The organism is Thermogemmatispora tikiterensis (assembly GCF_003268475.1).
GTDB classification, from domain to species: Bacteria; Chloroflexota; Ktedonobacteria; order Ktedonobacterales; family Ktedonobacteraceae; genus Thermogemmatispora; species Thermogemmatispora tikiterensis.
Genome location: NZ_MCIF01000002.1, coordinates 121,892 through 144,337, shown reverse-complemented (window position 1 = coordinate 144,337; position 22,446 = coordinate 121,892). Strand labels below are relative to the sequence as shown.

Here is a 22,446-nt window from a genome sequence, read left to right as displayed (position 1 = left end):
GGAGTCCGAGGCCATCCCCGCCACACAGGAGCCTCCCCTCTGTGGTCAGCTTTGGCTTCCGCTAGAGAGGAGGCCCTGGATGTTGCTTCTCGAGTGCTCTGTTGAGCATTCCGGCGTCTTTGCGGGCAAGCATCGCTTCGATCTCCGGCCCTCTCTCGGCGAAGATGGCTCTCAGCGTCCTCTGATTGTCATGATCGGTCAGAACGGCTCGGGCAAAACGGCGCTCTTCCAGGCACTGCTGTCCGCGCTCTACGGCGCTGGCAGTCTGCAAGGGAGCCTGTCAACCCACTCTCTCCTTAGCCGCATGCACCGGCCCTGCAGCGGGCCAGCAGCTGAGCAGAGCGCCGTTAGCCTGAGCTTTCAGTATGTTCATTCAGGACACCTCGTCGAGATTCAGGTCGAGCGCCGCTGGCGTACACGACATGGCACGGTGGAGGAGGACCTTTCCCTCTTGCATGATGGCAAGCCTCTGGAGATCGATCCTGCCGGGTATCCCGTCTGGCTGTACGAGTTTCTATCGCCGGGCCACGGCCACCTCTGCGGCGAGCAGTTCGATGCCCTGATCGCCCCCAGACACCAGAGCAAGACGCTGGAGGGCATCCTCTCCCGTCTTCTGGGCCTGGACCTCACCCAACGATTGGATGGCGACGTGGGCCAGCTGCTCACCCGTCAGGGCAGCTCGGAAAAGACCAGCAGCCTCTATAAGAGGGTCCTGGAGCTCCGTGGCGAGGCGGATAGCCTCCAATGGCAACTCTCACAGCTTGAGCAAGATCTGGAGCACTTGCAAGCAGCTCTTGCCGATCATGAGCTGCCTTGAAGGAGCAGGAGCGTCTTCTTGTCGCAGAGGGCGGGAAGAAGTATGTCGCTCAGCGATCTGCCCTCCAGCAGCCCCAATCAGAGATCACCAGGCAGATGGAGCTGCATGCTGGGGCCTTGCGAGAGCTCTGCGCCGAGCTGCTCCTTTTTACCCTGGTGTCTGAGTGCTGTCTCGAGCTGAGCAGGAGTTTGAACAGGGAGGTGGAGATCCAACGTGAGCAGATCGCTGGCGCCCTCTGGGTGGAGAGGATCGCCATGCTGGAGCAGGCGCTTGCAGGAGCCGAGATCTGGGAGGGTCTGGAGCTTTCTGCTGCGGGACGCCAGCGATTGATCGAGCGTCTCAAGGCCTGGCTGACCAGTTCAAAGCAAGGCGCGCAAGCCACACCACCCGCCTGCGCTGCTCCACCACCTGGCGGACCCCGATCGGAAGAAGCCGCGCCAGTGGATCCATACGATCCTGCTGGTCATCCCCAAGGAGGTTCAGGCGCATAGCAACCAGCTGCGCAGGGAGCTCCAGCGCGTCGAGAAAGACCTGGGGCGCGCACCGGACGAAACCGTCCTGGAGCCGATGTATCAGCGGATGGCCGAACTCCAACAGGCCATCAGCGAGAACCGCAAGCGTGCCAATAAACTCAGTGAGCAGATCGGATCTCGCCGCTTTCAGCTGGAAGCAAAGATCCGAGAGATCAAAGAGACCATCTCTCAGTATGAGAAATCACAAAAAGCAGCGAAACAGCAAGTACTCGTCGAACCGTACCCGCATGGTCCTGAGCACCTACAGAGACGCTCTCACCCGGCAGAAGCTGCGTGAGCTGGAGAAGAAGCTCATCCAGTACTTCGCTCAGCTCTGCCATAAGGAGGATCTGCTGACCCAGGTCCTGATCGATCCTGAGACCTTTGCCGTGCAATTCCGGGACGTTCATGGTCGCTTGCTGAGCCTGGCGAGCTTTTCGGCTGGCGAGCGTCAGCTCTACGCTCTGGCTCTCCTCCAGGCCCTGCGCGCCATTGGTCAAAGACGGCTATCGCTGGTGATGGATACTCCTCTGGCGCTACTGGACGAGGAATATCGACAGCGGTTCCTCCGTGAGTGAGTATCTTCCTGTGATGAGCGATCAGGTCGTGCTCTTCACGACGGATACCGGGATGGATGCGACGCTGCTGAGCCATGTCAGGCCGTACAGCGCGCGCATCTATCGGTTCAGTTATGAGTCAGAGCTCGGTGCAACATCGGTCTCCTGTGAGGAAGGGGGCAACGCGCCTCCCCTACCCGAGAGAAGGAAGGTGCCAGGCCGTGCCTATTAACCGCATCTCCATCAGCCAGGAAGTTGACCTGCGCTTGCGCCAGCTGAAAGCCCGAACGTGGCCTGGCCCTCCATCTGCTCTGTTGTCCAGGAGATGGGGGTCATGCCGGCCGGCATGACCCTACACAGGCGGCCACCGCTGCCCAGTTTTTGTCGAGAGCATCGAACAGGCTTGACAGACTCGCTCCAGATGCTATACTAGAGGAAGTACCGTCAGAATGCCCCTCTCGCCCGATGAGGGATGGAGATGGTACCTGGGAAGCGATCGGCATGAGGAGAAAGTCTATGCCTACTCAGGAAGAGAGGCTGGCAGCAGTCGAGCGCGCTGTCATGGATATCAACCACAATGAGACGATCCTGCTCGGCATGGCAGTGAAGTATGAAGAGCTGCTGCGGGAGATCCGCGCGATGCTGGCTCAGATGGTGGGACATTTAGGGGAGCACGATCGGCGCTTTGATGCCCATGATAAACGGTTCGATGCCCATGATAAACGGTTCGATGCCCATGATAAACGGTTCGATGCCCATGACAAGCGGTTCGATGAGCATGATAAACGGTTCGATCGGCTGGAGGCTCTGCTGATGCAGGTTCTCGCCCGCCTTCCTGAGCCATCGTGAGCACAGGCGGAAACACCTGGTCCCTCTTCTCGCCTGGACCACCGTTCTCCCGACATTCCCCTTTGCTTCCTGCCTCGTTCCCAGATCGCTCCCAGGTGATTCCCTGGGTGGCAGGCTATGCTCGCAGTGTTACGAAGGTGCTGTGACTCCAGGAAGGGAAGGTCCTGCCGTCGGCGTTTCCCCTGACTCGCCTGGAGGCAGCACACACTGAGACGGATCGCCGCATTCTGCCCTGCCCTGCGCTGATTGAGCACCGCTCCCGCCAGGTCTGGGGGTCGTCGTTCCAGTTGTCAAGGGATGCCAGGGAACGCATCCCGCTCTCCCAAGACAACGCGCACAGCGCGGTCTAAACAGAGCACCGTCAGAGCAACGGGGACTCGTTCCCTCCCCGTTCGCTGCCGGAGGGACCCCGGCAGCCCAGGGCCCTGTCCCTGGATGGGACGGACACGGTTGAACCCTGGGCTGGAGGCGGCACACTGACAGGACCTGGACACAGGACCTGGACAGCCTCCCATTGGAACACGAAACCTAACAAAAAGGCGCCAGATCAGCGCCGCGATCAAGAGCTGGCTCTCCCCCTCAGCAGGCCAGGACCAGGCCCCTACTCATATTCAATTCCCATCTTCTGCATCATCTTGCGCTGGAAGGTGCTGAGCAGGCTAATGCTCTGCTGCTGCTCGTTCAGCCGCGCCTCCAGCGCACTGAGCCGCTGCTCGCAGCCGGCCATACGGTTCTCAAACGTATTCATACGGATCTCCACCGCATTCAGTCGGTGGCCCTGATCCCGCACCTCGGCCACCAACTGCTGCAACAGACCGATGATGTCCGTGAGCTGCCCGTTCATTTTCACTTCGAACGCCGCAAAGCGCTGCTCCAGTGATCCGTTCTCCATCGTGCCATCCCGGGCACATCAGAACCTGTCGCCTCTCCCATACCATCTCGCTCCGCCGCCGTCAACCGTTTCCGACGCGGCCCCTCCTGCTGCCGCTCCTGCCGCTCCGTTCGAGGATCTCGGCTCCCGACATTCCACGCAGCGATCCTCGAATGGCTGGTGAAGCCGGCTGAGGGCCAGATGGCCTGGCATCATTACCACAGGTTGTCGCTATGATACCCCGCTGGCTGATCTGGCTACCGTGGGACAGACTATCGTCTTCCGCGCCCACTCCGCCGATCCTCTCGGCCGATCTGGCCTCGATGGTGACGGCCTATCAGCAGGCGGGGGGAGCCAGTTTCACCCTGCAGGCGCTCTTGATCTTCATGCTCCTGACCAAATTTGAAAGTATTGCTCACCACGGCGCGCGCTTTCTGCGTGGTGAGATCGCCGCAGACCTGGTGCTCTCGCAACTGGAGAAGATCCGTATGATCATGCTTCTGGCACAGGAGTCTCAAAAGAGAGATTTTGCTGTCTGAGAGGACAGTCGCTAGCGGCTTCCTGGGAAGGGAGAAGCCACAGCTGCAGGGCACTGCTGGCGCTGGAGCGGCCTCTGTGAAAGCAGCGCCCCGGACGGGCTGGCAACTGCCCATATACGCCGCTATCCGGCTCCCGATTCGACTGCGTGGACCGCGGTGCGAGCGATCGGCCATCAGGCTCAGCATCTCCAGCTCGCGCTTGCTCAGCGGCTCCTCCAGTGCGTGAGTCTGGTCCAGGGTGGCGTATATGCACTGGATTCCCGAAACGGCAGGGTCCGCTGGCATACCCTTCATGATATCTGCCCGACTGGGCCGGCCATGGGATGAAAGCTTCCGCGAACGTCATCGGGGAAAAGGGCCTAAGGCATCTTACCACAACAATCGATACCCGGCGCGTCAATAAGACCTCCGGCAAAGTCCTCAGTTGGGTGTGGCAGCCTATGCCAAACCGCAGGCGGGACACCCCCCCTTCGGACTGCGGCCAGACTTTCTGCAATAGAACTATCAATAGATATCTTCAGCTCTTCTAGCCATCGCATAGGCGATCACGTGAACCGTTGCCATCAGGGCCCCATCTACCACCATAGCGATCATAAAGGCTCCCGAACTTATCAGATGACCATTGAAGGCCACAAAAAAGGCGAAGAGAACAATAAGCCCAATGAGATCAGCCAGGCAGACGCCTGCGGCATATTGGTCCTGCTTCTCCTTGACCTGCGCCCTTCGCTGGAGCCATAATGATCTTTCACTCACCTGCTGGCTTTGCGAGGATGGAGCCACATCGGCCTGATCAGATGGAGAAAGCCCCTCCGGTCTATCACTCCTGGCAGAGCGATTGAGTGGAGGTTGCCAGTCGTCCTCACTCATGATGTCATACCTGCGGTGCTCGGAGAAAACGCCTACAAGCTGCTCCAGCTTCCCAGAGAGAGCAGCTCTGGCCCGAAGATCTGCGGAATAGCTGAGCTATCTGAGCAGCGCCAGAGGCCCCAGACCGGCCCCCCCATGCCGCTTTCAGAGTGTCCTGGCACGTCATTCTTGCGTGGCTTCACGCCCGCCACCCAGATAAGACTACCTCCATTGTATATTGCATCTTCTGCCCTGTCAATCTTTCGGCATACGCCCGTCGAATCATCACGACCAGCTCCAGATCGACAGGGGCCGGGCCGCCTGCAACGAGGGAACAGGTAGACTCGCAGCGGCCCAGCCCGCTGCCTTAGAAGCCGGTAGAGGCGGCACCGGCGGGATAGGGACAGCGCCAGCGGTGGCTGCCGCAGCCTACTTCGGCAGAGGGCTGATCGCTGGCTGCTTTGAGACCTGGAGGACAACGTGATTCCCAGCAGGCCGCTCGGGACCCATCTGACCAACGGGCAGATCGGGCAGACCGTCCTGGCAGGCAAGGACGACGCCATCGCAAGTGGCCAGCACAGCTTGACCAAAGCTGCGGTAGCTCGTCAGGCGTCGCGGAAAGAGGCCTCCTCTGCGGGCGCACCGGACGAGCCGGTCGACGACGACCAGGTCGAGGGCGTAGGATTGGATAGGATAGGCAGCGTGGTAGCTGGTGAGCAGTGAGTTGCCTCCCTGCCTGACGGCAAGCAAAGCAGGCACAGGGGGGGCCAGCTTCAAGGGCAGTCGCCCGACATTGCGCCAACTGCGCCATTCGAGCACGAGCCAGAAGACGACGACGGCGGCATTGGCCAGCCAGGCGCCTTTCACTACGAGCAATATCAGCAAAACCATTATAAGATGTTTTCAGGTAGCACAGAGTATGTCCCAGGGCAGGTAAAGTAAAAGAGTAGCAGGGCCAGGAGCAGTGCGCTGAAAATAAGATCTGCCCCTTGATCATAGCTCATCAAGATGAGCAAGACAGGCGGCAGATCCCTTTTATCAACCACACGGAAACCAGACGTACACCTGGGCGGTACACCAAAAACCTGGCCAGCCTTGCGGGGGCCCTTCCTATCTTTGCTCTCATTCGCAGCTTTGCTCTCCTTCCTTTCTTGGGGATGAGAGACGGAACCGCAAGAGGCGGGGTGAGTTGGCCAGGATCCCAGGTCGAGCAACAACAAGTACTGCCAGCGCAGCTGGTACCCCAGGCGACATCAGGGTGTGCAAGATAATACGCCGGCGTCTTGCCGCCTGCAGGACGTCCCAGAAGATGGGCGCCGCGGCCAGCGCGGTCAAACCGGCGCCGAGGTACCAGGGGACGAAATCGGTGAGACGTTCCAGCAGGCCAGCCATTCGCCTGCGATCACCAGCAGGAGCACGGCACCAAAGAGGAGACTGTAGAGAGTCAGGAGTGAGCGCGCCAGCTTCGCTGCCGAATGCCTGGCAGCACGTCCGCGCTCGCCAGATACCTGCTGCTGCCTGACCGGTTGCGCATCGTAGCCAGCCCGTTTCACCGCCTGGCAGAGCATCTCCATGTCCACCCGAGAGGGGTCGACGGTCACGATGGCCTCGTGCACATGGCCACAGCATTCGGGGCAGTCCATGCCGCCAACGGCGAGCTTTAAGCGCTGCAAGATCTGCATCGTTGTTGCTTTCTGCTCTTCAATCCAGGGGTTACCCGTTTGTCTTTTCTCTATAGAAGCACAGCGCAGCCAGCCAGTGCAAGTCTTTGCTGGCAGCAGCTGGCCAACCAGTAGAACGAAAACCGGAGTAGTCATGAAGAAACTGCTCACATTTCCTCTCGATGAGGGAATCCGTCGTCAGAGCGCACTGGAGCAAACGATACCCTTTATGGAGCGAGAATAGTGAAGGAAGCAGCACATATTCCTAGAGCTATTCACAAAATTTATGTAAAATGTGAGTAAAAAAAGCGTATCAAAATAGCCAAGTCGTGCTGGATGGAGCTGAAGGATTTTGCCCGGAACCAGGGACGCGAGAATCTCCTGGAGGAGGTGGAGACAGAAGCTCCCTAAAGAGAGGTAGGCATGCTATTGAGCCTGGCCGCCTCCAGCGAAGGCCAGGTTGATGCGCTGTGGAAAAGGTGATATTCTGACCATTGATGCAGCGAAGGCGGTGATTTTCTGATGACTCACGACTCATCGTCTCAGAAAGAACCATCCCAGGCGGTATTGCAATTTTTGATGGATGAGATGCGACTGCGGTTCCCTCTTGTGCAAGATCGACATCCTGCCCTGGTCCCCATCCGTTGTCTCCCCAATGGCAGTGTCCTCATCGATGGCAACGTTTTCGTAGATGTGTGGACGCGTACAGGTCAATGGATTATGTCGTCGGCAACCTCCGCAAAGGAAGTGACTACGCTGGAAGAGATCGTGAAAGATCCTGCTAAGCGGTCTCAAATGCTGGAGTTCTTCGCTCGAAATATCCGCAGGCGCTGAAAGAAAGCGGCAGCCAAACCGCCGCTTAGTGTGCTGCTCATGATCACCCTTTTCCTGGCTGACTGCGCTGCCCAGCCGGCTGCTTCTGCGAACGTGGTGCAATACCGGGTCCGATGGTCTTTGTCAGCTGCCATCGTTCCTCGCCTGGGCAAGACATTCACGATCCCTTCCGGCTCAAGGCTCTGATGCTCGCTGATCGGCGCGGGCCTTCCGGGCCGGTGGCGCTGCCGGCTACTGACAACGCTGGCCTGGCAAGAGAGATCAGCGGGCGGCTGCAGGTAGCTGGTGCTGCAGCCATGCAGACGCCCCTTGAACAAGTTGCGCTCTATTGCTCGCATACCCATGCGGTCCCTGACAGCCAGGCCCCCGATTGGGATAGCCATTTTCGTCCGCCGGAAAGAAAGCGGCGTTGTGCTCTGTCAGGCGGATGACGCCGCCGGGGATGAGCAGGCGGAAGCACTCCTGAAGAAACCTGGGCCAAGTCGCCGGTAGCATGCAACCGCTCAAGCCTCGTCCGTTGATCGGCGCAAAAGAGGCATCGGGAAAGGCCAGCGGCTCCATCACGTTCATCAGCTGGAAGTGGACGTTCTCGAGGGCGCGCGACCGGGCTTGCGCGTGCGCGTATTCGATGACCTGCTGGCTGATGTCAATGCCGACGATCTCGACCCTGGGAAAGTGGAAAGCCACCTCCATCGCCCAGCCACCTGGACCGCACAAGCCAGATCAAGCACGCGCGCGCCCTTCGGCATGGGCGGCCTGTCGGGAAACTCGGGGAAGAGACCGCCCATGCCCCCGGTGAGCAGCCGGTCCTGTTGCACCAGGCGCGCCAATTCGGCCACATTCCCAGAGTCGATCACATAGGTGTTCTCAGGATCCGCCATCTCCTCGCTTCCTTTCTGATCTGGGAGAGTGCCCCGCGTCGGGGCGTTGTCAGACGATAGGGCCGGGATACCCATTGTACACGCTGCTTCAGGCTAGTATCAGCTGATACAGCCTGCTTCCTCCGGTGCATCAGAGACCGGCCTGGCCTGGAAAGTGGCAGTGTGCCCGAACAGCTGATGGCAGGCTGCGGCCAGGCGCGAGGAGGGAGATCGAGGGAGATCACCACCGAACCAGGGAGCTGCCAGATCAAGAACGCTCCTGTCGCAGAGTGTCGGCACCCGCTTGAGGAGCGCGGCGGTCGCTCCGAAGGAAACGCTTTCCCAGCGGCACGGTGCCCGTCGTCGAGAGCCAGGAGCCGATCAGAATGAGCAGGAAACCGGCTATCGTGGCCACGGTGAGCGCCTCATGCAAGAATGCGACGCCCAGGAGCACGGAAACGGCAGGGTTGGCATAGGTGAAAACGGTGCCACGGCTGGCCCCCACTTCGGCCACGAGAGCGAAAAATGTTAACCAGGCCAGCGCCGTACAGACCAGTCCCAGCACCAGCAGGCTGGCGATCACCTCGAGGCTGGGAAGCCTGCCAGGCCAGCGTATGATCGCGAACGGGGCCAGTACGAGGGTCGCAAGAGTGCATTCGCTGGTGACTACACTCAGGCGAGGAAGCGAAGTGATGACGGGTTGTTTGACGAGTAAGGCCCCAGCAGCATAGCCTGTGGTCGCCAGCAGTACCAGCCCGGCTCCCAGCAGCGATTGCCCATCGCCCCCCATATCTAAACCCACTAGCAGGACGACACCTCCCATGCCTGTGAGTAATCCAACCAGGCGCAGCCAGCTGACCCTTTCGCTCCGCTCGAAGCGGAGCGCGAGCAGGACGACCAGCAGCGGTTCAGCCGCGATCAGTAAGCTCGTCAGTGAGGATGCAAGGTGCTGCTCCCCATAACTGACGAAGAGAAATGGTCCGACGATCTGGATCAAGGAAAGGAGAGGAAGAAGGTACCATCTCTTGCCCACCGCTCTCAAGATGTGTTGGTGGGCTGCTACTGGCAACAGCACTGCGGTCGCAATGGCCACACGGGCAAAGACGACCACCAGGGGATCAAGTTCCCTCACCGCTAGCTTGATAAAGAAGTAGGGAATCCCCCAGAAGAGGGCCATTGCCAGAAAGAGGAACCAGCCTTTCTGTGTCATAGGACCTCCTGTCTGTAGTAGGAGAGCAGATGCTATGACACAGCATACCGACGGGCAAGAGGCTCAGTCTTGTCTATTCTTGCGGTGGGGCAACACCTGCCCCGGGGTCACGCCATAGACACGTTTGAACTGTCTGGTCAGGTGGCTTTGATCGGCGAAGCCAACGGTGTAAGCCACTGTGGCGATGGGATGCCCTGCCAGTAAGAGCCGCTTGGCATGCTCCAGACGAAGCTGATTCAGGTACGCATGGGGCGGCAACCCCATCACTTGATGGAAGGTGCGTGCCAGATGGAACGGCGAGAGACCGGTCACTCCGGCCAGGTGCGTCAGCGATATATTTTGGGGAAAGTGCGCTTCCAGGTACTCTCTGGCCACACGGATGGCTCGCGGTTCTGTGCGGAGAGGTGGGATCGTCAGCGGTCGCTCTGCGTGGCGGGTGAGCAAATAGGCATAGGTGTGCAGGAGCCAGGACTCACGCTCGAGTAAGGGCCTGTTCTCGGCCAGCGCTGTCTGCAAGCGCCTCAGGAGGTCTGCCAGTGTCTGGTCAAAGAGAATGGGCGTCGGCGAAAAATAGGCGCGCCAGGAACGCCCGGCAATGGTCGCAGCCAGCTCAGCGACCAGTTCCGTGCCTGGATAGATGGCGCGGTAGACCCACCCCTGCGTTCCAGCGACCTGACCGGTGTGGATCTCATCGGGATTGAGCCAGACCTGACTGCCGGCGGGCGCAAGATGGGTGGCGCCACGGTACCAGAGGGCTCCTGCTCCCTGATCGATGACGCTCAGCGCAAACGAAGCGTGGCGATGGGGGGCAAAAGCATGGGTCAGATAGCTGGCGTGCAGCACCTCGAGATCACCCAGATCGGTGTCTCTCCAGAAGCTGGCAGTTTCTCTCAGGCGCTGTCTCTCATCCCGTGGTTTGTTCATTGCGCTGCTGCCGTTTCAAGCCCAGGCGGGCTCTCCTTCGGCTTCCAACGGTACCTCTTCTACGATAGCATCTCAGGCAGCCTCCGTCAAGCGGAGGCGAGCATCTCCCAAAAAAGGCTGCTGAAGGCCCTGTTTGGGAACGATCCCAGCGCGAAGAGAGGGCTTTGTGCCACCTGGAGAGCCATTCGAGGATCGCTGCGTGAAGACCCGGCAGCCGAGATCCTTGAAGTCAACAGCATAAGCTGCAAAAGACGCACGGCCTGGACGACCATCAGCCGCAGAAGCTAGCGCGCTGGCTGCGCGGAAGGACACCTGTGATCCAGGGCTGCCGAATGCTTGATTGACATTTCGCTGCGTGATACATTCATGAAAGATGAGCGGGGTGCATGGAAACGCCCTCCGCCCTTCTTGTTGAGCAGAGTGGAATATCGCGGCGCACCCTCAGCTTGAGCCCGTCGGCCCTTCCGAGTCCTGCTCAGACCTGGGTGCAGCTTCCCCTCAGGCCCCCGTTCCGCTGATCGATGCGCCGCATATAAGCCCACTCCGGACCTGCCAGGGCCATCGCAGCTCAGTGCTGGCCCAGCCTTTCATCTTTTACTGACAGATCTGCGCGTTCGCCATCCGCAGACATTGCTCTCTGGTGATCACCGCCACTTTGCCCGTATAGTCTACTTCCAGGAAAATGGCGTGCGCGCCCGTGGTGTCCCTCAAGAGGGGAACCATGGGCTGTACCCCGGGCTTCGAGTATGGCCCAGACCAGATGATCACTGGAAACAGCTCTTGATCGACTGGCAGCCGGTAGAAACCTCCCCCCTCAGGATAAGGCTCGGCTACCAGCTGTCTGAGTGGCGTGAGCTGCCACAGCACACCGCTTTCTGCCGAAGAGGTCACCCGCAGCGTAATGGTTTGCCCACCCCGATCCAGGAACTGCACGCGAATCAGCCCGACGCTGATGCCATCAATCGTTCCCAACGGCATCACGGTGGTTGCAAGTGGGAGCCATGATTGCCCCTGCTTCGTCTGCAGCGACGAGACCGCAGTGACAGAGAGCGCTCCCTGCTGGGCTGCCTGGAACGCATAATAGAAGCGAAACTCCCTGCCGGTGGTGATCTCGATCTCTTTGAGGGCAAAGACGCCGGCGCTCTTGTGCACGAGCAGGGGGGCTGCACCTGCCATACTGCTGGAGCCGGTGGGATTGAGGGCTGTTTTCCGCGTGATGATGGGGTACCCCGTAGCACAATGATGAGACTTCCGATCAGGAGGAGACAGCAGAAAGCGACCCCCAGAGCGAGATAGCTGGTCCGTGCTCGCTTTCGGGCGAGCAGAGCAGGGCTATAGGCATCCGGCGGCTGGAAAGAGGCCTGTCTTTGTAGCCTTTGACCAGCAGGAAGATGGCTGCTCTTGTGCTCCTCTTGCTCAAGAGGCACTGGCTCGCTATGAAGGGAACCTGCAGGAGCAAGCGCCTGGCTGTGACCGCTGGTGCTCATCTCTCTCTCCTGTTTGCATACTCTGGGGTGAGCAGGTCAAACAAGTCATGCTTTGCCTAAATATTGACGCACTCTGCCTGCCGTCAGTTCCGTGAGAGCCACCAGAGTCCTGCCATGCTCAGCTCCCCTGAGTCGCAGGAGTCCATACCTTGAGCAAGTTTCCAGTCTGGCCATCGAAGATTTCCACCTCATAGGGGACGATGGGCACTTGCCTGGCTCCCGGTGGGACGGGCAACCCTTCCAGAGTAAAGGGTCCGCGCAGCTTGACATAGCACACAGGAGCTGTTGCAGGAAGCCCGGTGTCTGCACCATGCATCAGGGCACTCGCCTGCTCACTGGTCATAAACTGCATAGTCACAATGCTTGCAGTGGCCCCTGATACGACTTTGCCCCCAAGAACAGATGGGTTGCCAGGTATGCTCGCACATCAGCGATCGTGAACCGGGGCGCCGACGGGTTGGAGGCAGGCAGAGGAAGCAATGGGTGGATAGCAGGAAGACCGAGGGGCCTCCGAGATGGTGTGCTACTGGCCAGCGGAGTCTGAACGGACATTGCTGTCGCCTGCTTGCCTGTGGAAGCAGCGATGCCTCCTAGAAAAAGGCAACAGAGAACCAGGGCCAAGCCCAGCCAGAACGGTCGCACAGGTCGCATGCGTATTACCTCACCTTTCTCTGTCTCTCTGCTCTCGATCCGGAAGAGTCAGACATGCCTGAAGGCATCAACAGGTCGACCAGAAAAGGGGTTAGCACCCGTAGCCGGGAATGCAGGTGTACCAATCACCGCCAGTACTGCTCAGGCTTTGCCCCTCTTCACAATTGTAACCCTGCCGCCTCGAACAGGGCAGACTGTGCGTAAAGGCAAAGTCTCGCACAGAGGACCCGTCTGGGAAGGAACTTCACCCCGTAGAGGTGATCTTTCACTGAGCCGGCCTTGACAAAGTGCATGCCAGCAATTATTATTTAATCAGATAACTAATAAAGTGTGAGGAAGGCGATGGGCCATGCCGCGCAAGCCAGCAATGCCGGGGATTGATCGGCGTCAGAAGATCCTGGAGGCGGCCCTGGAGATTTTCGCCGAGCAAGGATTTGAGGCGGCGACTAATAAGGCCATTGCCGAACGCGCCGGTGTAAATCAGGGGTTGATCTACTTCTACTTTGCCAGTAAGGCCGATGTCTACTTTGCCACTGCCGCCTATTATACTGACCAGGTGATCGCTCAGCTTGATGCTATTTTTGCGCAGGTAGATGAAGCTGACTTGGCCAGTGGCCTGACTCAGCTACTGAAAGAGACTGTGCGACTTTTGTCGACCCCTCCTGCCAGCCATCTACTCCGCGTCATGTATCAAGTCGCCGGCAGTCGCATCCCTGATGGGGAGTTGAGCAATGAGGAGGAGCGGCGAGCCGTTAGCGGCCTGGCCAGACACCTGGCACAGCGATTTCGTGAATACCTGGAGAGGCAAATAGCGCAGAGGCAGATGAATACTATCAATCCTGCGCTCGTATCGTATATTCTGACGCGCACCCTGATCGCGACAGTCAGCATGCGTGGACCCGGTAATACGCCGTCGTCCAGCCTGGAGGGCTTAGCCGAAGCGCTGGTCGGGCTCTACGTCTATGGCCTGCTGCCTCGCCAAAACACACCTGGCCGGAGTAGTACCTGAAAGGCTGTGGCAGTCCAGATGGATGCATATTTTTGCCCAGTATTAGTTAGCTAAATAACTAATTAAGAGGTACACTCTGCATGACAGGCCTCCTACGCTTACCTCCACTGCTCTCAATGGGCATAATCGTAGCCCTTGCGGCTTACCTGGTGTATCGCCTTGTGCATGCTGGCACACTTCAACCACTGACGATCATCTTGCTCGCTCTTCTGGCCTTCATCTTCGTGCGCCTTCTCTTCAGGCTGAGGAGTCGAGGAAATGAGAGCGAGAGCAATGACTAACCTGAGCTTACAAAGAGGCACCTGAGAGGTACTCACTATGTTCACTTCAGCCACTCATAGAGCGCAAACAGTCGAAGAGGTCTCCCAGAGGCCAGCTATTGAGCTGGAAGATGTCTCACGGTCTTTCGGCACGGTGGAAGCGTTGCAACACGTCAGCTTTGCCATTCCTGAGGGCCAGGCTGTGGCGCTACTTGGGCCTAACGGTGCAGGAAAGACCACTGCCATCGGCCTGATGCTTGGCCTGCGTCGCCCCTCTCACGGTCAGGTGCGCTTGTTTGGCCTTGATCCCCGCGACCGCCGGGCACGGAGTCGCTGCGGGTGCATGTTGCAGGAATCTGGCGTGCCACTCAACCTCACGGTGCGCGAAATCATTACGCTTTTTCGCAGCTATTATCCCCATCCTTTGCCTCTGGCTCAGGTGCTTGAAATGGCTGGTCTACAGAAGAAGGCCATGACTCACGTGGGATCATTATCTGGCGGGCAGCGCCAGCGGCTCTACTTCGCACTGGCTATCTGCGGTGATCCTGATGTCTTTTTTCTAGATGAACCCACAACTGGGCTGGATGTAGAGGCCCGCCGCCATTTCTGGGAGCAGCTGCGCGCCTTTCGTCAGCTGGGGAAGACCATCGTGCTGACCACTCACTACCTGGAAGAAGCCGATACCCTGGCCGACCGTATCATTCTTCTTGATCATGGCCGGGTGCGTGCCGATGCCCCTCCAGCTCTCCTGAAAGCGCAGGTTACGAACAGGCGTATCGCTTTCGAGGTGAACGAGCCGCTGCCAGCCGGCTTCTTTGACCAGCTCCCGGTCTCCCAACTTGAAATACAGGGGCATCGTGTGAGTTTGCTGACGCCGCAGCTGGAAACGGTGCTGCGAGCTCTACTCACCCAGCCTGGTGAAATCACAAATCTCACGATCACTGAGGCCAGCCTGGAGGAGGCTTTTCTCCAGCTCACTCGTGCTGAATCTGAAGCGAAAGGAGGTTGAAGTATGCCCGCCAGAGTAACGCCAGGGTCCTCTACCCGCAGACTCGTTGCGCCTTGGAGGGCAATGCTCTGGCCGCAGGTGCAGGCGGAGGGATTGCGCCTGTGGCGCACCCCCAGTTTTCTGGTACCCGGCTTGCTGCTTCCGCTCGTCCTCTACAGCCTGCTGGGAGGATTGGGCAAAGCAAACAGCCTGGAGGGCGGGATCAGTCGGCACGCCTATGCTCTTGCCTCTGTTGCCACCTATAGTATCATCAATGTGGTGCTCTATTCCTTTGGGGTGAGCATTGCCAATGAGCGAGGACAGCGCTTGAACCTCCTGATGCGAGCTACTCCTTTGCCAGCTTCGATCTACCTGCTGGCCAAAGTGGTGACAGCTCTGCTCTCTGCTCTGATCATCTTACTTGTCCTCTGTGGCTTTGCTCTGATGGTAGGTGGTGTGCAGCTCAGTGCTATCTCGTGGGTCACATTGATCGCTTCTCTGCTGCTGGGTGTGTTGCCCTTTATCCTGCTCGGCTTTGCCATTGGCAATCTTGTCAACCCGGCGGGAGCGACCCCCATTATCAACCTATCATTTTTCATCCTGGCGTTTGCCTCGGGGGTGTTTGTCCCGCTAACGCAGCTTCCCGCCGCCCTACAAAACATAGCCCCCTACTCACCATTCTATCTCCTGGCCCTTCTGGCCTGGAATGCGGTCGGTGTGCACATCGGCACGATCGGCAATACTGTATGGCTGCTTGTTCTTTACAGCGTGATCTTCTTGAGTCTGGCAGTCTGGGCCTATCGTCGTGAAGAGCGGTACTCTTTTGGATAAACGCTCCTGACGCCTCTTTCTGTCCTCGACGCCTGCTCAGGCTGCTCGACCCGCCAGGCTTCCTCATTGCCGCCGCGGCGGCAATCTGCCTCTTGCTCGGACTAAGCTGGGGAGGAGAGACCTGCCCCTGGGCCTCTGTTCAGGTGGCAGAGCTGCTAATGGCCACGGCCCTGCTCTTTATGCAAGCCAAGCTATGCCTGGTCAGGCCTCCCTCAGCTCTAGTGCTGCCTCACTCATCTCGCTCTTGTTGGAGGCGACCGTGGGCTCGATCGCCGATTGCCTGCTGGTCTCCAAGCTCAGGCGCTATCGCATCGTCCCGCTGGCAGGAGCACTGATGCTGCTGGCGGCTAGGGAGCAGCCTGGTCGGGCGGCTTCCCCAGCTGGATCTCCTTGATTGCCAGCAGTACACTGACATTGGTCACAGTAGGCACATCCCAGCGCATGCGCGTCTGGTCACGTTTTTCTACCACGACGCAATAGTGGTCGGTCGGTCTGGGAGCCAGCGGATCATCCACAAAAGTAGGGAGTCCAAGACCGCCTCTCCTGATCTTGATCTTGAGATCGCCTATATCTGACCACGGCACCGTGGCTGAAGCCTTGCCGCCCAGCTCCGGCCTCAGGAGGCTCACACCGTTCTGATTCACCTGGAGGTCGCCGAAATCCAGGGTTTCGCCCGCGTTGAGTGCGTTGAGCGCGCGAGGCAGGAGACGGGCGCTGATCTGGCGATCCAGGAACGCGAAGAGCTCCCCGAAATGGCTCCACAGGTGAGGCTCCAAGACCACCTGTCTTCCACCGGCTCCCCGGATGTGCACGTCACAGGTATCCGGTCGCTGCCAGAGGACGAGGATGCCATGCCGTAAGAGGTCGTGCTCTGCAGGCTTCTGCCAGAGCGCATCGATCTGCTCCCAACGAAAGGCGTTGACTCGGCCTTTCTTGACGAGCAGTCCCTCAGTGCAGACATAGATTCGCCACGAATGAATCCTTCCCTTGATGATTAGAGCCATCAAGATCAGGAGGGGGAGCAACAGGAAAGCAATTCCCAGAAGGGCACTTCCTCCCAGGATCAACGCGAAGTAGAGCCATCCCAGCCATTCCTCGCGGACTCGCTCCCAGGCCCCGGTCACGAGGAAGACACCCAGTAGTACGATCGCAAACATTCCTCCGAGAGAGAGTCCACCCAGCATCAGGCAGCTGAGGGTGCCAAACCAGGCGCGTCCGACCAGCTGGGGGAACGAGCGAGTCCTATACTCGCGGAGGATGGGGCCCAGCTGGTAGCGCGTTACCAGAGCGGAAGCATCTTGAGACATGATGCGCGACCTCCACATGCAGCAAGGCAAACAGCGGCTGTTCTCGTTTCCGCCTCGGGCCTGGAGACGCCGCAAGGTGGACTGGTCTTTAGCTATGCCGGGCCAATGTGGAAGCGTTTCCCCTCCTGGGGAAACGGCAACGAGAGGCGCCTGAGTACCTCTGATCGCGCTGTGCCGGCTGAAGCTGGACAGGGGGCCTCGTTTCCGGAGCATCCTCTGGTTCAGCTCGCGCCCTGCCCACCCGGTCGGCCACTGCCCGCAATAGGGGATGCTCCTCGCCTTGCTCGACGAAGCAATCGTGTGCCTCAGATACTGTGGCATACTTACCTCCCTGTATCCAGAACGTCGGTGTAGGGTGCTTGGGGCGGCTCAGCGTGGCCGCTCTGATAGACGTTTCGGAAACGGAGAGGTCATCATCCCGGTCGCTCACTGGCTCCAGGGAGTGGAGCAGGAAGGAAAGGGAGAATCGTGAGGAATCGTTCACCAGAGGTGACAGAGGTGAGTCGGTCATTTGCCTGTGCTCCAGCCAGACGAGCGCCTGGCATCAGGAGAACACCTGAGCCTGAGCCGGGGCAGGGGCTGGTCGACCGCCAGCCTGTCCCCGCGTGTAGCATCATCTAAGAAAAAACAGGTATGCATGATAAGTATAGCTACACCTGACTTTTCTGTCAAGAGATGTCTCTTAAAGAAAGCAGGCGGATGGTGCCCGACGAGATCCCTGCGACATCTCTGGCTGACAGTCGAGGCGGGAGGCAAGAGAGGTGCGCCGTTCCCTCTGCTCCTTGGACGCCTGGATGGGGCAGCGAGATCTGTGGCGTTGTCTCCTCCTCCTTCTAATTGAGTGAAGGGGAGCTGCATGAGCCTTTCTCTCATCTGGCCTCTGACTGGCCCTGCTGCCGCCCGCGATGCGCCGCTGCGATCGCGGCACGCAGCCTGAGGGGAGCAACGGCGGTCAGAAGGACCATGAATGCAATCAAGGAGTGAACAGATGATGGTGAATCAGACCCTTTGAGCCATGAGCAGCGCCTGCTAATCGTAGAGCAGCTGCGCGATCGCCTGCTGGCGCGCTACGGTGAGCAAGTCAAGGCCATCGGCCTCTATGGCTCCCTGGCACGCGGTGATGATGGCCATTTCTTCGGATATCGAGCTGCTCTGCGTCCTCACCTGACAGCCTGAGCGGTCGGTCTACGAATGGTGGAGCGGATCTCCAGATGCAGCCAGTGCACGATCCCGAGGCCTTCATGGCGACGTTGAAGCCGCTGGTCTTCCCGTTCAGCGCCTGTTGGAGCCTCGGATTGGTAGGATCGAGGCGCAGGGCCTCATTCTAGTCGGCGAGGGCCTGCTCAAACTTGCCCAGGTAGTAATTGGGCCAGACCGCGGTTGGTATAGGCGACGGCCAGGCTGGAATCGAGACGGATGGCTTCAGTATAGTCAGCCAGGGCACGCTCAAAGCTACCTTGCTTGACGCCGAGGTCGGCGCGGCTGACATAAGCAACGGCATAGGCGGAATCGAGGCGCAGGGCCTCGTTGAAGTCGGCTGGGGCCTGTTCGACGTCGCCCTGCTGCTCGTAAAGAGCGCCATGGTGGCGATAGGCGACGGCATCAGAGGCAGAAATGGCCTGTGACAGGTCAAGGCTCTGCAGGCGAGCGGCGGCCTGCTTGAGGGCGGCAGCAAAGGCCTCGACGGAGGGAAAACGCTCCGCAGGCTGCTTAGCCAGAGCGCGCAAGATGACCGCTTCCACCGCTGGGGCACCTCCGGGGCGCGCTCGCGCGGCGGCGACGGCGTGTGCTGATGTTGGACAGCCAGCTCGGGGTAGGTCCCGCGGAAGGGAGGAGCCCCACAGAGCCATTCCTAGACCATGACGGCCAGCGCATACTGATCGCTGGCACGCTGCGGCTGCCCTACAAACTGTTCTGGCGCCATGTAGACGGCGCTGCCTTCTGCTCCCGCGTCGGGCGTGAGGGCGGTGGCGAAGCTGGTGGTCAGCAGCCCAATGCCGAAGTCGCTGAGCAGGAGGCGGCCCACCGCATCGAGCAAGACATTGTCGGGCTTGAGATCACAGTGGATGACCCCAGCGTCGTGAGCGTACTGCAGCGCAGAGGCGAGCTGGCTGACGGCGCGCAGGACGGTGGACAAGAGTAGACGCGAGCCGCGGGGAAGGTGGTGGCACAGGGAGCCGCCGGGGGCGTAGGCCATCACCAGGAAAGGAAGCGAACGCTCGCGCTCAAAACCGAGATCGAGTAAGGGCAGGATGTGAGCATGGCGCAGGCGTAGCAGGGTGCGGGCCTCGTTGAGGAAGGCCTGCAGATCGTCCGGGGAGAACTGGCAGGAGGTGAGGAGCTTGAGGGCCACGGGGGCAGAAGAGGACTGGCGCCGAGCAGATGGACGAGCTGATAGCGATCGAGAGGCTGACCGGAGAGATCTGGGAGCATCAGGCAGCACTCCTTTCCAGCAACAGAGGCCGTATTGTTTGAATGAGTAAGCGAGTCGCAGACTGCGGTATCGACATAATGGAAGCAGTATAGTGCAGAGCGGTTAAAACAGTCTGCAAGACATGGATAAGAGAGTCAGACATTTGTCAGGAATACGAGCATAGCACATGCTCCTTGAGCAGTCAGGACGGCTGTGCTTGTAGCACATCTGATCAAGATCTTTATCTGCAGGAGCCGCGATCTCGGCGCGTTCTCCCTGTGGCTGGGCCGAGGCGCTAGAGAATCGCCTCGGCAATGACGAATGCGACCTTTTGCGGGGCATCTTCTTGCACATAGTGGCTGGCGTTTGCGATCCGCACCACGCTGGCTCGCGGCAGGAACTCGATCCAGGAGTCCAGGGTCGTGGCATCAAACAGGTAATCCTTCATCCCCCAGAGCAGCAGGGACGGGACGGCATCCAGTGTCTCGCGCAGTTCCCTGGCCACGTCTGCACTCTGCTGAGCGATCGGCTCGCTGGTCGTGCGTGGTATTTGCAGCGGGAAGGCGAGTACGCCGGCCCGATCTTCGGCATGCAGATGAGGGGCCCGGTAGGCGGTGCGCACCTGCGCGGTCAGGGCCGTATGATGGGCCGTTCCGCCACCAAAGAGGAAGTCGCGCAGCATTAGATGGCGCCGCCGGTACAGGTAGTCCGCCACGAAGCGGGAGCGACTGACAAAGCGAGCCAGCTTGAGCGCAGGGGTCTGACCCAGCCGGCCTGGGAGTACCGGGCTAAAGGTGTTGCAGACCACCAGTCGTCGTAGCGAGACATGCGAAGCTGAGAGCCACCACAGACCAAGCGGCCCTCCCCAGTCATGGACGACCAGCGACACCTGCTGAGCGCCCAGCGCCTGCCAGAGCGCCAGCAGACGAGCGACATGGCGCTCAAGCGTATAGGCGTCCAGCCTGTTCGGCTTGTCAGAGCGCCCGAATCCCAGCAGATCGGGGGCGATCACCCGCTGCCCTGCGCTGATCAGGGCGGCAATGGCATGCCGCCAGAGAAACGACCAGGTCGGGTTACCGTGGAGCAGCAATACCGCGTGAGTCGACCTGGGTCCCTCGTCGATGTAGGCACAGCGTCCCTCTGGCGTGGTAAAGTAGCGCGGTTGATACGGCCAGAGTCCGTCGAAAGTCCAATCGATCTGAACTGGTGAGCGAGTCACGACACCTCTCCGCAGGCGTTCCTGCCTATTGTTGACTTGCTGTCAGGCATTATACCATCTTTAGCAGCGTGGAGCTCCGGCCTCGCGGCTCAAAGGTCGCGCCTCCTGCAACCTCTCGCCACACCTGCCCGGGGCCGGCTGAGTCAGCTCAGCACATGGCTGAGCTGAAAGCTGTATCCGGGTGGCCGCGTCCCTCCAGCAGTATAGAGCGGCAGACTGCTACCCACCGTCAGCGGGTTGTCACCGGCGGCCAGCAAAAACAAAGGAGCAGACCGGCATTGAAGGCATTCAGGCCACGCAGATTTTGCAGGTAGACCGGAAAGAGGAAGAGTCCTCCGAAGAAGGCGAACGTGATCAGGACATTGACGATATTCTTTGACAGGAATGGCCCATTGGCGAAGAGATGCAGGTCCAGCAACGACTGCTTGTTGCGCCTTGAACGGTCCAGCTCGACGAGCAAAAAGCAGCCGAGCAAAAAGCCCACCGAGAAGAAAGCCGAGCACTTTTCCTGATCCCCAGCCGTCAATGCTGGCATCCGAGAGGGCGTAGAGCACAGCCGCCAGACCGGTGGAGGCCAGCACGAAGCCCGGGACGTCAAACGGTGTTCGTGTCTCTGCCCGCACTTCGCGCAGGAACAGAGCGGCCAGCAGAAGCCCAATGATGCCGATGGGAACGTTGACAAAGAAGATCAAGCGCCAGTCCACGTAGGTGACAAAGTAACCACCAAGCGTCGGGCCGACGGCGGGTGCCAGCAATGTGGCAATGCCCAGCAGGCCACTGGCCAGCCCTCTCTGGTGGGGAGGGAACTCGCGGTACAGGAGCGTCATGGCCAGTGGGAAAAGAGCAGCTCCTCCGATCCCCTGCGCAACGCGAAAAAGGATGAGGATGGGCAGGCTCCAGGCCAGGCCGCAGAGAGCCGAGCCGGCGGTAAAGATGGCGAGCGTCAGCATGTAGAAGCGTTTGGTGCCCAGGCGATCGTGGCACTGATCTCTACGGCAGGCAACACGGCCACCTGCTGTGCTGCCGCCTGCCGCTACAGCAGAGGGATGGTGTCTGACCGATCATGATCGGTGACAGCGATCAGCGCCAGGCCTGGGACGTGCACATATTCCAGCAGGGCGGCGCCGCAAGAGGTGGTCGCACATGACTTCTCCTTGCTGAGACAAATCCGTTTGTACCTGCTGCCATCGCCGGGCTCCCTTGCTCTAGGGAAAGGAAGGTTGCCAGGGAGTGGAACGAGCTCGCCAGCCAGGATGAGGAGGCGGAATAGTTCCACTGTCAGCCAGGCTTCCGACAGACGAGCAAGAGGGGACGCGCTGATGTCATGCTCCCCATTGCATGCAGCAAGGTGACCTCTCCCATGTCCTCGCCGACCTCAATGAGGCCCTGCGCCTCGATCCCACTGCTCCGACGATCAACCTGGCGCTGAACCAGGTCCAGCAGACCACGGAATAGCAACGTCGCCGGGTGCTCGTCAGCGTCGTATAGTATTCCAGCGAGGTCAGAGCTCGTACTCCTGCTTCGTAAGTTCTAGATCGCTGGCGATCATGTAGCCGGGAATGCCTGACACCAGAGCCAGAGATCAGGATTGCCTCAGGGAGATCAGATCCCGGCGGCGTTGAGGATACACTGAGGAATTGCTGAGTGCTTCTTGAGGAAGGGGTGCTACGATAGACAGCAGCCAGCCGGATGAACTTTTCGCACGAGAGGGACCAAAGCGATATGCCACTGCTAGATGTGCCAGGTAAAGCCGCTGATTCCCTCTCCCTCAGCAGGACGACCCAAGGCGAGGGGGGCCCTA

General features: G+C 59.6%; 24 protein-coding genes. 10 read left to right on the top strand and 14 right to left on the bottom strand.

What is annotated here, in order from left to right; translation table 11 throughout:
* The first annotated feature begins 79 nt into the window (after positions 1-79).
* The 4 genes from A4R35_RS00595 to A4R35_RS00575 all read left to right on the top strand — a co-directional run bounded on the left by A4R35_RS00595 (position 80) and on the right by A4R35_RS00575 (position 2,735).
* Positions 80-817, top strand: coding sequence for an AAA family ATPase (locus A4R35_RS00595; protein WP_146747057.1), 738 nt, complete (start codon positions 80-82; stop codon positions 815-817).
* Positions 818-1,523: 706 nt separating this feature from the next.
* A complete protein-coding gene (locus A4R35_RS00585; RefSeq protein WP_146747056.1) occupies positions 1,524-1,907 on the top strand; it encodes a hypothetical protein in 384 nt (127 codons plus the stop codon).
* A gap of 13 nt (positions 1,908-1,920) precedes the next feature.
* Positions 1,921-2,118: a hypothetical protein gene (locus A4R35_RS24520; RefSeq protein WP_146747055.1), complete on the top strand. Its 198-nt coding sequence runs from the start codon at positions 1,921-1,923 to the stop codon at positions 2,116-2,118.
* Between the two features lie 284 nt (positions 2,119-2,402).
* On the top strand, positions 2,403-2,735 hold the full coding sequence (locus A4R35_RS00575; protein ID WP_112425534.1) for a hypothetical protein: 333 nt from the start codon (positions 2,403-2,405) through the stop codon (positions 2,733-2,735).
* A gap of 601 nt (positions 2,736-3,336) precedes the next feature.
* Here the strand turns inward: A4R35_RS00575 and A4R35_RS00570 are convergent.
* The gene (locus tag A4R35_RS00570; protein WP_112425532.1) at positions 3,337-3,627 is read right to left on the bottom strand and encodes a hypothetical protein; all 291 of its coding nucleotides are present in this window, start codon (positions 3,625-3,627) and stop codon (positions 3,337-3,339) included.
* Positions 3,628-3,839: 212 nt separating this feature from the next.
* On the opposite strand from A4R35_RS00570, the gene A4R35_RS00565 reads away from it, so the two are divergent.
* Positions 3,840-4,145, top strand: a complete 306-nt coding sequence (locus A4R35_RS00565; protein WP_112425530.1) for a hypothetical protein — start codon at positions 3,840-3,842, stop codon at positions 4,143-4,145.
* 504 nt (positions 4,146-4,649) lie between these two features.
* Here the strand turns inward: A4R35_RS00565 and A4R35_RS00560 are convergent.
* The 8 genes from A4R35_RS00560 to A4R35_RS00520 all read right to left on the bottom strand — a co-directional run bounded on the left by A4R35_RS00560 (position 4,650) and on the right by A4R35_RS00520 (position 12,319).
* Positions 4,650-5,012: a hypothetical protein gene (locus A4R35_RS00560; RefSeq protein WP_112425528.1), complete on the bottom strand. Its 363-nt coding sequence runs from the start codon at positions 5,010-5,012 to the stop codon at positions 4,650-4,652.
* A gap of 408 nt (positions 5,013-5,420) precedes the next feature.
* Complete coding sequence (locus A4R35_RS00555) at positions 5,421-5,882, bottom strand: hypothetical protein (RefSeq protein WP_112425526.1); 462 nt, start codon at positions 5,880-5,882, stop codon at positions 5,421-5,423.
* Between the two features lie 440 nt (positions 5,883-6,322).
* Positions 6,323-6,808, bottom strand: coding sequence for a hypothetical protein (locus A4R35_RS00550; protein WP_112425524.1), 486 nt, complete (start codon positions 6,806-6,808; stop codon positions 6,323-6,325).
* A 939-nt stretch (positions 6,809-7,747) separates the two neighbouring features.
* Complete coding sequence (locus A4R35_RS00540; protein ID WP_223258126.1) at positions 7,748-8,203, bottom strand: class I SAM-dependent methyltransferase; 456 nt, start codon at positions 8,201-8,203, stop codon at positions 7,748-7,750.
* A gap of 411 nt (positions 8,204-8,614) precedes the next feature.
* Complete coding sequence (locus A4R35_RS00535; RefSeq protein ID WP_112425519.1) at positions 8,615-9,556, bottom strand: DMT family transporter; 942 nt, start codon at positions 9,554-9,556, stop codon at positions 8,615-8,617.
* Positions 9,557-9,619: 63 nt separating this feature from the next.
* A complete protein-coding gene (locus tag A4R35_RS00530) occupies positions 9,620-10,480 on the bottom strand; it encodes an AraC family transcriptional regulator (RefSeq protein ID WP_112425517.1) in 861 nt (286 codons plus the stop codon).
* Between the two features lie 594 nt (positions 10,481-11,074).
* Positions 11,075-11,656 (bottom strand): hypothetical protein, encoded by a 582-nt coding sequence (locus tag A4R35_RS00525; RefSeq protein WP_112425515.1) that lies wholly within the window; start codon positions 11,654-11,656, stop codon positions 11,075-11,077.
* A 429-nt stretch (positions 11,657-12,085) separates the two neighbouring features.
* The gene (locus A4R35_RS00520) at positions 12,086-12,319 is read right to left on the bottom strand and encodes a hypothetical protein (protein WP_112425513.1); all 234 of its coding nucleotides are present in this window, start codon (positions 12,317-12,319) and stop codon (positions 12,086-12,088) included.
* Between the two features lie 648 nt (positions 12,320-12,967).
* Here A4R35_RS00520 and A4R35_RS00515 point away from each other — a divergent pair.
* From A4R35_RS00515 to A4R35_RS00500, 3 genes are all read left to right on the top strand, one after another.
* On the top strand, positions 12,968-13,627 hold the full coding sequence (locus tag A4R35_RS00515) for a TetR/AcrR family transcriptional regulator (protein ID WP_112425511.1): 660 nt from the start codon (positions 12,968-12,970) through the stop codon (positions 13,625-13,627).
* A 318-nt stretch (positions 13,628-13,945) separates the two neighbouring features.
* Positions 13,946-14,896, top strand: a complete 951-nt coding sequence (locus tag A4R35_RS00505) for an ABC transporter ATP-binding protein (RefSeq protein ID WP_112425507.1) — start codon at positions 13,946-13,948, stop codon at positions 14,894-14,896.
* Between the two features lie 63 nt (positions 14,897-14,959).
* Entirely contained in the window at positions 14,960-15,706 is a 747-nt protein-coding gene (locus tag A4R35_RS00500; RefSeq protein ID WP_189361176.1) for an ABC transporter permease, read from the top strand.
* A gap of 347 nt (positions 15,707-16,053) precedes the next feature.
* Here the strand turns inward: A4R35_RS00500 and A4R35_RS00495 are convergent, their stop codons facing one another.
* A complete protein-coding gene (locus A4R35_RS00495; protein ID WP_112425503.1) occupies positions 16,054-17,013 on the bottom strand; it encodes a DUF6585 family protein in 960 nt (319 codons plus the stop codon).
* A 1,008-nt stretch (positions 17,014-18,021) separates the two neighbouring features.
* Between A4R35_RS00495 and A4R35_RS24065 the strand changes: the two genes are divergently transcribed.
* Complete coding sequence (locus A4R35_RS24065; protein WP_189361174.1) at positions 18,022-18,189, top strand: nucleotidyltransferase family protein; 168 nt, start codon at positions 18,022-18,024, stop codon at positions 18,187-18,189.
* A gap of 167 nt (positions 18,190-18,356) precedes the next feature.
* Here A4R35_RS24065 and A4R35_RS00490 read toward each other — a convergent pair whose 3' ends face one another.
* From A4R35_RS00490 to A4R35_RS00475, 4 genes are all read right to left on the bottom strand, one after another.
* A complete protein-coding gene (locus tag A4R35_RS00490) occupies positions 18,357-18,755 on the bottom strand; it encodes a tetratricopeptide repeat protein (RefSeq protein WP_189361172.1) in 399 nt (132 codons plus the stop codon).
* Between the two features lie 110 nt (positions 18,756-18,865).
* Positions 18,866-19,456: a serine/threonine-protein kinase gene (locus A4R35_RS00485; RefSeq protein WP_223258125.1), complete on the bottom strand. Its 591-nt coding sequence runs from the start codon at positions 19,454-19,456 to the stop codon at positions 18,866-18,868.
* 265 nt (positions 19,457-19,721) lie between these two features.
* Positions 19,722-20,645 (bottom strand): alpha/beta fold hydrolase, encoded by a 924-nt coding sequence (locus tag A4R35_RS00480; RefSeq protein WP_189361169.1) that lies wholly within the window; start codon positions 20,643-20,645, stop codon positions 19,722-19,724.
* A 143-nt stretch (positions 20,646-20,788) separates the two neighbouring features.
* A complete protein-coding gene (locus A4R35_RS00475) occupies positions 20,789-21,595 on the bottom strand; it encodes an MFS transporter (protein ID WP_399355921.1) in 807 nt (268 codons plus the stop codon).
* Between the two features lie 388 nt (positions 21,596-21,983).
* Here A4R35_RS00475 and A4R35_RS24515 point away from each other — a divergent pair, with 388 nt between their 5' ends.
* Positions 21,984-22,100: a tetratricopeptide repeat protein gene (locus A4R35_RS24515; RefSeq protein ID WP_223258124.1), complete on the top strand. Its 117-nt coding sequence runs from the start codon at positions 21,984-21,986 to the stop codon at positions 22,098-22,100.
* The last annotated feature ends 346 nt before the right edge of the window (positions 22,101-22,446 follow it).